General features: G+C 62.1%; 11 protein-coding genes. 6 read left to right on the top strand and 5 right to left on the bottom strand.

Annotated elements, in window-relative coordinates:
* Positions 1–187: 187 nt before the first annotated feature.
* The 3 genes from C5F70_RS05020 to C5F70_RS05010 form a co-directional block, all read right to left on the bottom strand.
* On the bottom strand, positions 188–2152 hold the full coding sequence (locus tag C5F70_RS05020; RefSeq protein WP_079444258.1) for a PAS domain-containing hybrid sensor histidine kinase/response regulator: 1965 nt from the start codon (positions 2150–2152) through the stop codon (positions 188–190).
* A complete protein-coding gene (gene nosP, locus C5F70_RS05015) occupies positions 2082–3239 on the bottom strand; it encodes a nitric oxide-sensing protein NosP (protein WP_102618595.1) in 1158 nt (385 codons plus the stop codon). The genes C5F70_RS05020 and nosP overlap by 71 nt, the downstream gene beginning before the upstream one ends.
* A gap of 248 nt (positions 3240–3487) precedes the next feature.
* On the bottom strand, positions 3488–4663 hold the full coding sequence (locus C5F70_RS05010) for a porin (RefSeq protein ID WP_017847495.1): 1176 nt from the start codon (positions 4661–4663) through the stop codon (positions 3488–3490).
* Positions 4664–4982: 319 nt separating this feature from the next.
* Between C5F70_RS05010 and C5F70_RS05005 the strand changes: the two genes are divergently transcribed.
* Positions 4983–5846 (top strand): MBL fold metallo-hydrolase, encoded by an 864-nt coding sequence (locus C5F70_RS05005; protein ID WP_046382806.1) that lies wholly within the window; start codon positions 4983–4985, stop codon positions 5844–5846.
* Positions 5847–5877: 31 nt separating this feature from the next.
* Here the strand turns inward: C5F70_RS05005 and C5F70_RS05000 are convergent, their stop codons facing one another.
* Positions 5878–7497, bottom strand: a complete 1620-nt coding sequence (locus C5F70_RS05000; RefSeq protein ID WP_371920061.1) for a methyl-accepting chemotaxis protein — start codon at positions 7495–7497, stop codon at positions 5878–5880.
* 426 nt (positions 7498–7923) lie between these two features.
* Positions 7924–8406, bottom strand: a complete 483-nt coding sequence (locus tag C5F70_RS04995; RefSeq protein WP_017847498.1) for an Lrp/AsnC family transcriptional regulator — start codon at positions 8404–8406, stop codon at positions 7924–7926.
* 195 nt (positions 8407–8601) lie between these two features.
* Between C5F70_RS04995 and C5F70_RS04990 the strand changes: the two genes are divergently transcribed.
* From C5F70_RS04990 to C5F70_RS04970, 5 genes are all read left to right on the top strand, one after another.
* On the top strand, positions 8602–9837 hold the full coding sequence (locus C5F70_RS04990; RefSeq protein WP_057005599.1) for a 3-methyl-2-oxobutanoate dehydrogenase (2-methylpropanoyl-transferring) subunit alpha: 1236 nt from the start codon (positions 8602–8604) through the stop codon (positions 9835–9837).
* A 1-nt stretch (position 9838) separates the two neighbouring features.
* Complete coding sequence (locus tag C5F70_RS04985) at positions 9839–10897, top strand: alpha-ketoacid dehydrogenase subunit beta (RefSeq protein WP_017847500.1); 1059 nt, start codon at positions 9839–9841, stop codon at positions 10895–10897.
* Positions 10898–12166, top strand: a complete 1269-nt coding sequence (locus C5F70_RS04980) for a dihydrolipoamide acetyltransferase family protein (RefSeq protein WP_104902827.1) — start codon at positions 10898–10900, stop codon at positions 12164–12166.
* Between the two features lie 4 nt (positions 12167–12170).
* Positions 12171–13550, top strand: coding sequence for a dihydrolipoyl dehydrogenase (gene lpdA / locus C5F70_RS04975; protein WP_104902826.1), 1380 nt, complete (start codon positions 12171–12173; stop codon positions 13548–13550).
* Positions 13551–13755: 205 nt separating this feature from the next.
* Positions 13756–14775: a branched-chain amino acid aminotransferase gene (locus C5F70_RS04970; protein ID WP_104902825.1), complete on the top strand. Its 1020-nt coding sequence runs from the start codon at positions 13756–13758 to the stop codon at positions 14773–14775.
* Positions 14776–14834: the final 59 nt, after the last annotated feature.

Genomic DNA, 14834 nt, shown 5'->3' with positions numbered 1-14834 from the left:
GGGGTTTGTGTGGGGCTTGTGTGGGAGGGGGCTTGCCCCCGATAGCGGTGGATCAGTTATAGGTGCAGTGACTGACAGTCAGCTATCGGGGGCAAGCCCCCTCCCACATTGGATCTCCATATGATCTCTGGATCTCCATTTGATCTCTGGATCTCTGTTTGATCGCTATTTGAGGAGCGTTCGGTGGTCATTTGCCTAAGAGGTGGCTCATCGCGGTCTTGAGCTTCATCGGCCGCACCGGCTTGTGCATTAAGGTGTGCCCCAGTTCGCGGATCTGCAGCTTCAGTTCGTTGCTGTAATTGGCGGTGATCATCATGGCCGGGATCGGGCTGGCGCGCCGGGCGTTGATGCGTGCCACGGCGTCGACGCCGTTCTGCTCATCGTCCAGGTGGTAATCGGCGATCAGCAGGTCGGCCTCGGCGTGGTAGTTGTCCACCTGCCGCGCCAGGTCTTGTTCCGATAACGCGGTGACCACCCGGCAGCCCCACCCTTCCAGCAAGGTCCGCATTCCCGCGCAGATCGCTGCGTCGTTATCCAGCACCCACACCCGCGCGCCTTGCAGGCGCTCCAGCATCGGTTCGCTCATGGACGGCTGCGGCAGCGATTTGGGCGCGGTGGCGCTCAAGGGCACGTCCACCGCGAACATCGAGCCCTTGCCCGGCCACGACTTGACGGTGATGCGATGGCCGAGGATACCGGCGATTTTTTCCACGATGGCCAGGCCCAGGCCCAACCCGCGATCCTGGTCGCGCCGCTGCACATCGCCGCGCTTGAACTCCTGGAAAATTTCCTCCAGGCGATCTTCGGCAATGCCCATGCCGCTGTCCCAGACCTGGATCGACAAGCGCTGGTGCTGGCGGCGGCAGCCCAGCACCACGCGTCCCGAGTAGGTGTAGCGAATCGCATTGCTCAGCAGGTTGCGCAGAATCCGCGCCAGCAGCTGGATATCGCTGCGCACCAGCGCCGAGCAGCCGACGAAGTGCAACTCCAGGCCTTCGCTGCGCGCCAGTTGGGTGAATTCGACGGCGAGGTTGTCGAGCAGCTCGCTGAGGGCGAACGGGGCGATATCGGCTTTGATCACCCCAGCATCCAGCTTGGAAATATCAACCAGGGTGCCCAACAGGTTTTCCACGTCTTCCAGCGAGTTGCTCACGTTGCGCACCAGGGTTTCATTGGCCTGGGGTTCACGGCGTTCGAGCAAGGCGCCGGTGAACAGCCGCGCGGCGTTCAGCGGTTGCAACAGGTCGTGGCTGACGGCGGCGAGGAATTTGGTTTTCGACAGGTTGGCCTGCTCGGCTTCGAGCTTGGCTTCGCGCAGGCGCGATTCCACGCGGCGGCGCTCGTCGATTTCGCGCAGCAACTGGTCGTTCAGCGAAGTCAGTTCCGAGGTGCGCTGGGCGACGCGCAGCTCCAGGTTCTGATAGGCCTGGTGCAAGGCTTCGGCGGTGCGCCGGCGCTCGGTGATGTCGCGGATCAGCACAAAGATCCCCACCACTTCGCCACTGGCCAGGCGGTTGGGCACGTAGGAGCGCAGCATGTAGCGCTCCTGGTTGTTGATGTTGGTTTCGGCGAATTCGAAGGTCACGCTCTCCCCCGCCAGCGCCCGCGAGACGTAGGCATCCAGGCGCTGACAGTGTTGTTCGCTGTGGACTTCGCGCAGGCTCTGGCCGAGCATCATGCCCCGCGGCCAGCAGTACCATTCTTCATAGACCTTGTTGGTGAACTCATACACCAGGTCGGCATTCAGGTAGCCGATCAGCGCCGGCACATGGTCGGTGATCAGGCGAATCCAGCGCTCGCTCTCCTGCGCCTTTTGCGCCGCGGCCTGTTCGCGGCGCAGGGTTTCGGCGCGCAGGCGGGCGTTGATCAGCAAGTGGTTGCTGGCGCGCAGTTCGGCCATTGCCTGGTTCAGTGCGTCGGTGCGCTCGCGCACTTGTTCGGCGAGCACCACCGAGTGCTGGAACGTGGTGTAGGGGTCGTTGCCCTGGGTCACCCCGGACTCGATGCGCTCGATCAGCGCCGCGTTGATCCGCGTCAGCTTGTAGTTGTCCAGGCGCAGCCGCGCCAGCTCGGCCAACAGTTCATTGCGATCCTGGGGCTCGCCCTCGGGCAATGGCGACGCCGGTGAAGGTCTGGTTGATATGCATGCCATTGAACTGTTCTCCGTAGGTGTTGAACCCCATCACCCGCTGGTCGCGCAGGAAGCCGCCGATCTGCTCCAGGGTGCCGCTGTCTTCCAGCTCCAGGCGGCGCAGGAAGCAGTCGCAGCCAATGGTCAGCAGCAGCTCGCCGAGGCGCGATTGCAGGCCGTCGAACAGGGTTACCAGGTTCGGCAGGATCGGCCCGGGTGTCATCACCGTGAGGACGATGCCGTTTTCCACGGCGCAGTAGAAACTCAGGCTCAGGTCGTCATGCACCTGCTGGATCGCCCTGACGTAGTACTGGTCGTGGATACGTACCGCCAGCGGGTGCGCGGCGAAGATGCGGTGGTCGAGGTCGGCCACGGCCACGCCGATGTGTCGCGCGTACTCCTCGGCGGCGGGCTCGGCGTTGAGCTCGAACACTCGCCGCGACGGGCTGTCGGCGCCGGTCACCACGAGTTTTTCCGCACGCGGCAGAATGTGGTGGGTGGTGAACACCTCGAAGTCCAGCCAGGTATTGACCAGCACCACCACGGCCGCGCCGCTGTGGAACGCGCCGTTGAAATACACATGGGTGTGCGTGAGGTAATTGTCGTCGCCGGCCGAGCCGCCGAAATGCGGGATATCGCCGAGCGCCGCGCTGAGGGCCGCGAGCACCATTTCTTCACGGCTGGACAGGCCGTCGAGCAAGGTCAGGGCGAAGGTGTTGCCCTTGATCGGCGCCAGGGTGTTGCTGCGACAGCCGCCCACCAGGCGTTCGACCATGTGCTGGGCGTCGATCAGGCTGAAGTGTTCCACCTGGTCGATCAGTTCGGTGGCAATCGAAAAATGCGCGTGGTTAAAGCCCATCGCCGTCACGCAATTGCGCCCGTAGCCTTGGGGTGTGATCTCGCCGGCGCTGGTGCAACCGACGAGGCGCACATTGCCGAAACAACGTTGCAGGGCTTGGCCGAGCGCCTGCAGGTCGTAGGAAGCCGAGCAGAAAAACAGCACGAAGCCCAGGTACGGATGCAGCAGTTGCTCGGCCAATTCTTCGGCGGCCTGCCCGGCATCGGTGGCCAGAGACATGGCACTGACTACGCCTTCATGGTTGTGCATCGTCGACTCTCCGCTCTGAGGCATGAGTGTACGAAGGCTGGGGGGGCGGAACCTATGCTACTTGGGTACTGGGTGGGGGGATGCGATGGGATGAGACGCTCAGGATGCAGGTAATCAAATGTGGGAGGGAGCTTGCTCCCGATGGCGGTGGATCAGCTACAAATGAGCCAACTGAACCACCGCTATCGGGGGCAAGCCCCCTCCCACATTTTGACCGCGTACCACTTAAAGACCAGGGCAGTCAGGTTTTACCAGGTGAGTACGGCACCGACGGCGAAGGTGTCGGTGTCTTCATTTTGGGCGCTGGTGTCATGCCCCTTGATCTGGAACTGGTTGTATTCGGCGACCAGCTTCAGGTTGTCGTTCACGTCGTGAAACAGCGCAATGCCACGGGTGTCATAGTCGGCGCCGCTGCCCACCACGCCGTTGCCGTCGTCCTTGGTCTTGCCATACGACAGCGCCAGGCGGTTCTTGCCCAATTTGTAGGAACCCTGCAGCAGGTAGCCGTTGCTGTCGACATTGCGCAGGGTCGCTTCGCCGGCATTGTTGGTGAAGAACGGGTTGATGCCCTTGGCCTGGAAGCCCGAGCCGGTCAGGGACAGGCCGCCCATTTTCGCCTGCACGCCGTAGCCCACGCCTTTGGAGGTGACGCTGTCGACGTTGGAATCGGTGTTGTCCGAGGTCTGGTAGCTGCCGTTGAGCCAGCTGTAGATCTTCGCCCCGCCCAGGTCGAACTGGTAGGTGATCTCGCTCTCGGTACGCGGGTTTTTCTGGTAGGCCTTGCCTTGGGGGCTGCTGTCGTTGGTATCGACCGGGTCGAGGATGCCGACGGCAACACGCAGGCCGTCCATCACCGGGGTGCGGTAGGTGATCTGCGAGGTCGGGAACGGGTATGGATAGCCGCTGCCGATATTGCCGAACGAAACCCCGCCGCCGTCGACCAGGCCGAGGCTGTCGCTGACCTGGCCGTAGCCCGCGAGCAATTCGTCGAGCAGGATGTTGGAGCGGGCGAACAGGCCGAAGTCCTTGCCGATCAGCACTTCGCCCCACTCCGGGTTGGCTACGGTGCCGTAGAACTGGCGCACATCGATGGCAGTGTCGGTGCCGTTGGTCTGGCTGTCGTTGATGGTCACCCAGAACGAGGCACGGGCGCCGAGCTTGAGGTCGTCGGCCTGCTTGGTCATGTTGAAGCCCAGGTAGTTGGGCAAAAAGCCCATCTTCACCCGGGCCTGGCGGCGGTCGTATTGGTCACCGGCGCGGTCTACGTTGCTGTTGACGTAGAAGGCGTTGATGTAGCCATCGGTGGAGAAGGTGGTTTCGTCTTTGTCGTACAGCATGATTTCAGCGCTGGCGAACGGGCTCAGGCCCAGGCCGACGAGAAACACAGGCAACAGACGCAGGGGGAGTTTCTTATTGTTATGCATGGTGCGCTCCGCAACGGGGACATGATGTCGGAGGCGATTATCGAAAGCTGCCAGGCCACGGCCTACGCTGCCTTGGCGCCAATTTCAGGGTGCTTTGGACGGGCAGTGGGGGCTCGGCAAATTCGGTGTAAGACCGGCCCGTTCACAGACGCGGCACTTAGGGTGTAAGACCGACCCTGAACAACATGCCGAAAGACCGTATCATGTCCTGTTACAGGTCGACCCTTTGCCTCGCAGCGTTTTTTTCCCTTAATCTGCCAAGTCCATGTGGGACACATCGCGAATGTAACCCGCAGCCCGCCACCAAGGACCGCCGCCCATGCCCGCGTTGATTCAGGCTTTTCTGGACGAGGCATCGTCGACCTACACCTATGTGGTGCATGAGGCCGACGATGGCCCCTGCGCCATCGTCGACTCGGTGCTCAATTACGACCCGGCCTCCGGGCGCACCGACACACGCCAGGCCGACAAGGTGATTGCCTACGTGCGCGAACATCGCTTGCAGGTGCAATGGCTGCTGGAAACCCACGCCCATGCCGACCATCTGTCCGCCGCGCCTTACCTGCGCCGGACGTTGGGCGGCAAGATCGCCATTGGCCAGGCCATCAGCAAGGTGCAGCACGTGTTCAAGCACCTGTTCAACCTGGAGCCGGAATTTCGCGTCGACGGTTCGCAGTTCGACCACCTGTTCGCCCCGGATGAAATCTTCCCTATCGGCAACTTGAAGGCCCAGGCCTTGCACGTGCCCGGCCACACCCCGGCGGACATGGCCTACCTGATCGACGATCAACTGATCCTGGTCGGCGACACCCTGTTCATGCCCGACGTCGGCACCGCCCGCTGCGACTTCCCCGGTGGCGATGCACACCAGCTGTATGCGTCGATGCGCAAGCTCCTGGCCTTCCCGCCGCAGACGCGACTGTACGTATGCCACGACTACCCGCCACAAGGTCGTGAGGCCCGGTGCCAGACCACCGTGGCCGAGCAGCGCGCGGGCAATATCCATGTGCATGACGGGGTGGATGAAGCGGCGTTTGTGCAGATGCGGACCCAGCGCGATGCCGGGCTGGGGATGCCGACACTGCTGCTGCCGGCGATCCAGGTGAATGTGCGGGCGGGAAATCTGCCGCCGCCCGAAGAGAATGGAGTGGTGTACCTGAAGATCCCGCTCAATCAGCTCTGAACGCGCTCAACCGGCCACCTGCGTCGCGGGTTCACGCGATGGAGAACTGAGCCACAATCTGCTTGAGATCCATCGCCAACTTCGACAGTTCGTGGCTGGCAATCGACGTTTGCCCGGCGGCCGACGAACTCTGGATCGACAGGTCGCGAATGCTGATCAGGTTCTGGTCGACGGAGCGCGCCACATGCGCCTGTTCTTCGGAGGCCGTCGCGATCAACTGGTTCCGGTCGTTGATGTCGGCAATCGCTTCGGTGATCTGGGTGATGGCCTGGCCTGCTTCGTGGGCGATTTTCAGCGAGTCCACCGCTTCGCTGCGGTTCATGGTCATCGACGACACCGCCTCGTTGGAACAGACCTGGATCTTCGCGATCATCTGCTCGATTTCCTGGGTCGAGGTCTGGGTCCGGTGGGCCAGCGCCCGCACTTCATCGGCCACCACCGCGAACCCTCGGCCTTGCTCGCCAGCCCGCGCCGCTTCGATGGCGGCGTTCAGCGCCAGCAGGTTGGTCTGTTCGGCAATCGAGCGGATCACTTCCACCACCCGTGCGATGTCCTGGGCCTGCTTGGCCAGGCCTTCGACTTCCATACCGGTCTGCTGCACGGTGGCGCTGAGTTTTTCAATCGAGGCGATGGTCTGGGTCACACGCTCCTGGCCGATTTGGGCCGAGCGTTGGGAGTCCTGGGTCGACTGGGAGGCCGAGACGGCATTGCGCGCGACTTCTTCCACCGCCGCGGTCATCTCATTGACCGCCGTGGCGGCCTGGTCGGTTTCCATGCTCTGGCGCTCGATACCGGCGCTGGACTCACGGGTAATCGAACTCATCTCTTCGGCAGCCGAGGCCAACTGCCCGGAGGCTTCGGAGATGTGCTGCAAAGTGGTTTTGAGGTTCATCTGCATCGCGGCAGTCGATTGTTGCAGCTCCGTCAGCTCATCCTTGCCGTTGACGGCGATGGCCACGCGCAGATCACCGTCGGCGATCTTGGAGGTCGACATCAGCAACTCACGCACAGGGGTAATGATACTGCGGGTAAACAGGCTCGCGACGACCACGGTCAACAGCACTGAAGCGCCCATCAGCACCCAGGTAAACAGACGAGTCGCGTTGTATTCGCTGGAGGCGATCCGCACCGCCTCATTGGAGCCGCGCTCGTTCAGGGTGATCAGGTCGTTGATCAAGTCCTGCGCCTTGAGGGCGACGGGGGTTTGCACGTCGCTCAGATAAGCGGCGATCTGCGCGGAGGAGCCTGTGGTAGAGAGTGTCAGAAACTCGTCGACCTTCTGGTTGTAAGTGCCAATACTGCTCATGATTTCGTCATATTTGGCCTGCTCCTCGGGGCTCGACACCATGGGAGCGTAGCTCTGGGCGATCTTCATCAACTCCGATCGGACACTTTGAAGGCTATCCCGTGAACTTTGATCCTGCCGGGCACTGTCCATGGCAAAACGGCGCAACTCCAGACGCAACTTAAACAGGGCTGAATCGATTCTTCCGGCCAGACGAATACTGGGCAGCCAGTTGCTTTCAATCTCGATGGTTGAAGAATAGACGGAATCGACTTTTACCAGCGTCATGCCCCCTTGTATTAACAACAGAATGCAAACCACTCCGAAACAAAGGGTGGTACGTAGATTCAATTTCAGGGATCTCATAGACATCTCGATTCACCTTTTACGTGGAATTGTTAGTTAGGTGGCTTATAGCTACTAATTTGTTTAATAACGCGTGAAAAATTCGTGAGCGATCAAGGAAATTTTTATGATTCAAGAAAAAAAACCCGTTCTTTTTAATTACTTAGCTAAACAACAAAACTCATCCAGCCTGAAGCCCAAAGCGCGTTGGAAGTCAATCGGCCCAGGCGGCAATATTTAGAATGCGAAGTTAAATTAAAGTCGTAGGGTACACGGCACCTTGGCGGCTGATTCTCCATGACTTGTCCGGCCACTTGAATGGGGAACGTAGCCGATACAATAGAGCGCTCAGATAAAACATACATTGACAGGTGTCAATACTAAAAAGCGCGCGCGCCAATAAAGAGCAATGCATGAGTTGCGTTGCGTTGCGCCGCGAACCTTGTCTCAGACCATCAATCCATCCGGCGGCAGTGGCAACGCGGTCTTATAGCGCACTTGTTTAAGAGCGAAGCTGGAGCGGATATTGGCAACACCTGGCACTTTGGTCAGAAAGTCCATCATGAAACGCTCCAGCGACTGGATCGTCGGCACCAACACACGGATCAAGTAGTCCGGGTCGCCGGCCATCAAGTAGCACTCCATCACCTCGGGCCGGTCGGAAATCGCCCCTTCAAATTGCTGCAAGGCCAGTTCGTTCTGCTTTTCCAGGCTGACATGGATAAACACGTTGACGTGCAGCCCCAGCAGGTCGGCATCGAGCAAGGTTACCTGGTCGCGAATCAGGCCCAGTTCCTCCATCGCCTTGACCCGATTGAAACACGGCGTGGGCGACAGGTTGACCGAGCGGGCGAGGTCGGCGTTGGTGATGCGCGCATTCTCCTGCAGGGCGTTGAGAATGCCGATATCGGTACGGTCCAGTTTGCGCATGAGACAAAATCACCTGTTTATTATGTTTATGCAGTTTTTTTATCCGCAAATGAGCCAGAGCGCAACGAAACACAGATAAATATTCTTCTACGCCCCGCCTATGATTGTTGTAGGACAAGATTTCTCCTACCCGGAGGATGACGGTCAGCTAGCGCGCCCACTACAAGAAATTCACAAGATCGAGCGTAGAAAGCCATGAACCAGCCGTATGCACCACTGCGCCTGCACGTTCCCGAACCCTCGGGCCGTCCAGGCTGCAAGACTGACTTTACCTACCTGCGTCTGACCGACGCCGGCCTGGTGCGCAAACCCAGCATCGACGTAGAACCCGCCGACACCGCCGATTTGGCCAAGGGCCTGATCCGCGTGCTCGACGACCAGGGCCAGGCCCTCGGTCCGTGGGCTGAAGACGTGCCTGTCGAGATCCTGCGCCGGGGCATGCGCGCCATGCTCAAGACGCGCATCTTCGACAACCGCATGGTGGTCGCCCAGCGTCAGAAAAAAATGTCGTTCTACATGCAGAGCCTCGGCGAAGAAGCCATCGGCAGCGCCCAGGCCCTGGCCCTGAACATCGACGACATGTGCTTCCCCACCTACCGCCAGCAAAGCATCCTGATGGCCCGCGACGTGCCGCTGGTGGACCTGATCTGCCAACTGCTGTCCAACGAGCACGACCCGCTCAAGGGCCGGCAACTGCCGATCATGTATTCGGTGAAAGACGCCGGCTTCTTCACCATTTCCGGCAACCTTGCCACCCAATTCGTACAAGCCGTGGGCTGGGGCATGGCCTCGGCGATCAAGGGCGATACCAAGATCGCCTCAGCCTGGATCGGCGACGGCGCCACTGCCGAATCGGACTTCCACACCGCCCTCACCTTCGCCCACGTTTATCGCGCGCCGGTGATTCTCAACGTGGTCAACAACCAGTGGGCCATCTCCACCTTCCAGGCCATCGCCGGCGGTGAAGCCACCACCTTCGCCGGACGCGGCGTCGGGTGCGGCATCGCCTCCCTGCGCGTGGACGGCAACGACTTCATCGCGGTGTACGCCGCTTCCGCCTGGGCCGCCGAACGCGCGCGCCGCAACCTCGGCCCGACCCTGATCGAATGGGTCACCTACCGCGCCGGCCCGCACTCCACGTCGGATGATCCGTCCAAATACCGCCCCGCCGACGACTGGAGCCACTTCCCCCTGGGCGACCCGATTGCGCGCCTCAAGCAGCACCTGATCAAGATCGGCCAGTGGTCCGAAGAGGAACACGCGACGGTCAGTGCCGAACTGGAGGCCGAAGTGGTCAAGGCGCAGAAAGCAGCCGAACAGTACGGCACCCTCGCCGGCGGCCAGATTCCAAGCGCCGCGACCATGTTCGAAGACGTCTACAAAGAGATGCCGGAGCACTTGAAGCGCCAGCGTCAAGAGTTGGGGGTCTGACATGAACGATCACAACAACAGCATCGAATTGGAAACCGCCATGACCACCACCACCATGACCATGATCCAGGCCCTGCGCTCGGCCATGGACGTGATGCTTGAGCGTGACGACAACGTGGTGGTGTTCGGCCAGGACGTCGGCTATTTCGGCGGCGTATTCCGTTGCACCGAAGGCTTGCAGAACAAGTACGGCAGTTCGCGGGTGTTTGACGCGCCGATCTCCGAAAGCGGCATCGTCGGCGTGGCGGTGGGCATGGGCGCCTACGGCCTGCGCCCGGTGGCGGAAATCCAGTTCGCCGACTACGTCTACCCAGCCAGCGACCAGATCATCTCCGAAGCGGCGCGCCTGCGTTATCGCTCGGCCGGCCAGTTCACCGCGCCGTTGACCCTGCGCATGCCCTGCGGCGGCGGCATCTACGGCGGCCAGACCCACAGCCAGAGCATCGAAGCGGTGTTCACCCAGGTCTGCGGCCTGCGCACGGTGATGCCGTCCAACCCCTATGACGCCAAGGGCCTGTTGATCGCCTCGATCGAAAACGACGACCCGGTGATCTTCCTCGAGCCCAAGCGCCTGTACAACGGCCCGTTCGACGGCCACCACGACCGCCCGGTAACGCCGTGGTCGAAACACCCGCAGGCGCAAGTGCCGGACGGTTACTACAGCGTGCCGCTGGACGTGGCCGCGATCGTGCGTCCGGGTTCGGCCGTCACCGTGCTGACCTACGGCACCACCGTGTATGTGTCGCAAGTCGCCGCCGAAGAAACCGGTATCGACGCCGAGGTCATCGACCTGCGCAGCCTGTGGCCGCTGGACCTGGAAACCATCGTCAACTCGGTGAAAAAGACCGGACGTTGCGTGGTGGTGCATGAAGCCACCCGCACCTGCGGCTTTGGCGCCGAGCTGGTGGCGCTGGTGCAGGAACATTGCTTCCACCACCTGGAAGCGCCGATCGAACGCGTCACCGGTTGGGACACCCCCTACCCGCACGCGCAGGAATGGGCGTATTTCCCAGGGCCGTCCCGGGTGGGCGCGGCGTTGAAACGGGTCATGGAGGTCTGAATGGGCACGCACGTTATCAAGATGCCGGACATTGGCGAAGGCATCGCAGAAGTTGAACTTTCGGCCTGGCATGTGAAGGTCGGCGACCTGGTCGTCGAAGACCAGGTGCTGGCGGATGTGATGACCGACAAGGCGATGGTGGACATTCCCTCGCCGGTCCACGGCAAGGTACTTGCCCTCGGCGGCGAGCCGGGTGAAGTCATGGCCGTGGGCAGTGTGCTGATCAGCATCGAAGTGGAAGGCGCGGGCAATACCAAAGACGTGCCGATGGCGGCTGAACCGGCCAAGGCGGCGCCTGCGCCGGTGGCGCAAAGCAAGCCGGCCCCGGCGGTAGAAAGCACACTGGCGCTCAAACCGTCCGTCGCGCCCCAGGCCCCCGTGGCCCGCGATGCCAACGAGCGTCCGCTGGCCTCCCCCGCCGTGCGCAAGCATGCGCTGGATGCAGGCATTCCCCTGCGCCTGGTGCAGGGGTCCGGTCCGGCGGGCCGGATTCTGCACGAAGATTTGGACGCTTACTTGCTCCAGAGTCCGGCGAAAAAAACTACGGCAGCCAACCCCTACGCCGAACGCAACGACGAAGAACAGATCCCGGTGATCGGCATGCGCCGCAAAATCGCCCAGCGCATGCAGGACGCCACCCGGCGCGCCGCGCATTTCAGCTATGTGGAAGAGATCGACGTCACCGCCCTCGACGAACTGCGCGTACACCTCAATGAAAAACACGGCGCGACACGCGGCAAGCTGACGCTGCTACCGTTCATCGTGCGCGCCATGGTCGTGGCGTTGCGCGATTTCCCACAGATCAATGCGCGTTACGACGACGAAGCCCAGGTCATCACCCGCCTCGGCGCGGTGCATGTGGGCGTCGCCACCCAGAGCGATGTGGGCCTGATGGTGCCGGTGGTGCGCCACGCCGAAGCACGCAGCCTGTGGGGCAATGCCGAGGAAATCGCGCGTTTGGCCAACGCCGCGCGCACTGGCAAGGCCAACCGCGACGAACTGTCGGGGTCGACCATCACCCTGACCAGCCTCGGCGCCTTGGGCGGCATCGTCAGCACGCCGGTGCTGAACCTGCCGGAAGTGGCCATCGTCGGCGTCAACCGCATCGTCGAGCGGCCGATGGTGATCAAGGGCCAGATCGTGATCCGCAAGATGATGAACCTCTCCAGCTCGTTCGATCACCGCGTGGTCGACGGCATGGACGCGGCGCAATTCATCCAGGCCATTCGCGGCCTGCTCGAACAACCCGCCAGCCTGTTCCTGGAGTAAGGGCATGACTCAGACATTGCACACCACCCTGCTGATCATCGGCGGCGGCCCTGGCGGTTATGTGGCGGCGATCCGCGCCGGCCAGTTGGGCATCCCGACCATCCTCGTGGAAGGCCAGGCGCTGGGCGGCACCTGCCTGAATATCGGCTGCATCCCGTCCAAGGCCTTGATCCACGTGGCCGAACAGTTCCAGCAGACCGTACACCACAGCCAGGGCTCTCAACTGGGCATCGAAGTGGATGTGCCGACCCTGGACATCCGCAAAAGCGTGGCTTGGAAAGACGCCATCGTCGACCGCCTGACCAGCGGGGTTGCCGCGCTGCTGAAGAAACACAAGGTGCAGGTCATCCACGGGTGGGCCAAGGTGGTGGACGGCAAGACCGTCGACGTCGACGGCCAGCGTATCCAGTGCGAACACCTGCTGCTGGCCACCGGCTCGAAAAGCGTCAACCTGCCGATGCTGCCGATCGGCGGGCCGATCATCTCGTCCACCGAAGCGCTGGCGCCGACCCGCGTGCCCAAGCGCCTGATTGTGGTGGGTGGCGGTTATATCGGCCTGGAACTGGGGATTGCCTACCGCAAGCTGGGCGCCGAAGTCAGCGTGGTCGAAGCGCAGGAGCGTATCCTGCCGGCCTACGACGCCGAGCTGACCCAGCCGGTGGCCGAGTCGCTCAAGCAATTGGGTGTGAAGCTGTACCTCAAGCACAGCGTCACCGGCTTTGAGCACAACCGCCTGCAAGTGCGCGACCCGAAGGGCGACACCGTGTCGCTGGAGACCGATCAGGTGCTGGTCGCCGTCGGTCGCACCCCCAACACCCGGGGCTGGAACCTCGAAGCGCTGGACCTGGAGATGCACGGCGCGGCGGTCAGGATCGACCACCGCTGCCAGACCAGCATGCGCAATGTGTGGGCCATCGGCGACCTCAGCGGCGAGCCGATGCTCGCGCACCGGGCCATGGCCCAGGGCGAAATGGTCGCCGAACTGATCAGCGGTCAACACCGCGAATTCAACCCGGCGGCGATCCCGGCCGTGTGCTTTACCGACCCGGAGTTGGTGGTGGTCGGCAAGTCGCCCGACGAGGCCAAGGCGGCGGGGCTGGACTGCATCGTGTCGAGCTTCCCGTTCGCGGCCAATGGCCGGGCCATGACCCTGGAGTCGAAAAGCGGCTTCGTGCGGGTGGTGGCGCGGCGTGACAATCATCTGATTGTCGGCTGGCAGGCGGTTGGCGTCGGCGTGTCCGAGCTGTCCACCGCCTTTGGGCTGAGCCTGGAAATGGGCGCACGCCTGGAAGACGTGGCCGGCACCATCCACGCCCACCCGACCCTAGGCGAAGCCGTCCAGGAAGCCGCCCTGCGAGCGCTGGGCCACCCCCTCCACCTGTAAAAAACGCAACCCCCCGTGGAAGCGGGCTTTTGTGGGAGGGGGCTTGCCCCCGATAGCGGTGGGCCAGTCAACGCATGTGCCGACTGGCGCGCCCTCATCGAGGGCAAGCCCCCTCCCACAAAAGCCCGCTCCCACATGAAGCAAGAATGCAGTATTGTTGCGCTCATTCAGAAAAAAACCGACTTGACCAGAGATAGAGGGTGTCATGGGTAACGAAAGCATCAATTGGGACAAGCTGGGTTTTGACTACGTCAAGACCGACAAGCGGTTTATCCAAACCTGGAAAAACGGCGAGTGGCAAGCGGGCACCCTGACCGAAGACAACGTGCTGCACATCAGCGAGGGCTCCACCGCCCTGCACTACGGCCAACAGTGCTTTGAAGGCCTCAAGGCCTATCGCTGCAAGGACGGCTCGATCAACCTGTTCCGCCCGGACCAGAACGCCGCGCGCATGCAGCGCAGTTGCGGTCGCCTGTTGATGCCGCAAGTGCCGACCGAAGCCTTCATCGACGCCTGCAAGCAAGTGGTTCGTGCCAACGAGCGGTTCATCCCGCCGTATGGCAGCGGCGGCGCGCTGTACCTGCGCCCGTTCGTGATCGGCACCGGTGACAACATCGGCGTGCGTACCGCGCCGGAGTTCATCTTCTCGGTGTTCGCGATCCCGGTCGGCGCCTACTTCAAGGGCGGCCTGGTGCCGCACAACTTCCAGATCTCCGGCTACGACCGCGCCGCGCCACACGGCACCGGCGCCGCCAAGGTCGGTGGCAACTACGCCGCCAGCCTGCTGCCAGGTTCCGAAGCGAAAAAAGCCGGCTTCGCCGACAGCATCTACCTGGACCCGGCCACGCACTCGAAGATCGAGGAAGTCGGTTCGGCCAACTTCTTCGGGATCACCCGAGACAACAAGTTCATCACGCCGAAGTCGCCTTCGGTGCTGCCAGGCATCACCCGCATGTCGCTGATCGAACTGGCCAAGACCCGCCTGGGCCTGGAAGTGGTCGAAGGCGAAGTGTTCATCGACCAACTGGATATCTTCCAGGAAGCCGGTGCCTGCGGGACGGCTGCCGTGATCTCGCCGATCGGCGGTATCGAGTACCAGGGCAAACTGCACGTGTTCTACAGCGAGACCGAAGTCGGCCCGATCACCCAGAAGCTCTATAAAGAGCTGACCGGCGTGCAATCCGGCGACATCGAAGCGCCAGAAGGCTGGATCGTCAAGGTCTAACCCCGCCACACCGCAATACCCTGTAGGAGGGGGCTTGCCCCCGATAGCGGAGTGTCAGT

It is taken from the genome of Pseudomonas sp. LH1G9, from assembly GCF_002949975.1.
GTDB classification, from domain to species: domain Bacteria; phylum Pseudomonadota; class Gammaproteobacteria; order Pseudomonadales; family Pseudomonadaceae; genus Aquipseudomonas; species Aquipseudomonas veronii.
Note: the sequence above shows the minus strand (reverse complement) of the source record. Positions and strands in the feature narration are given on the sequence as shown.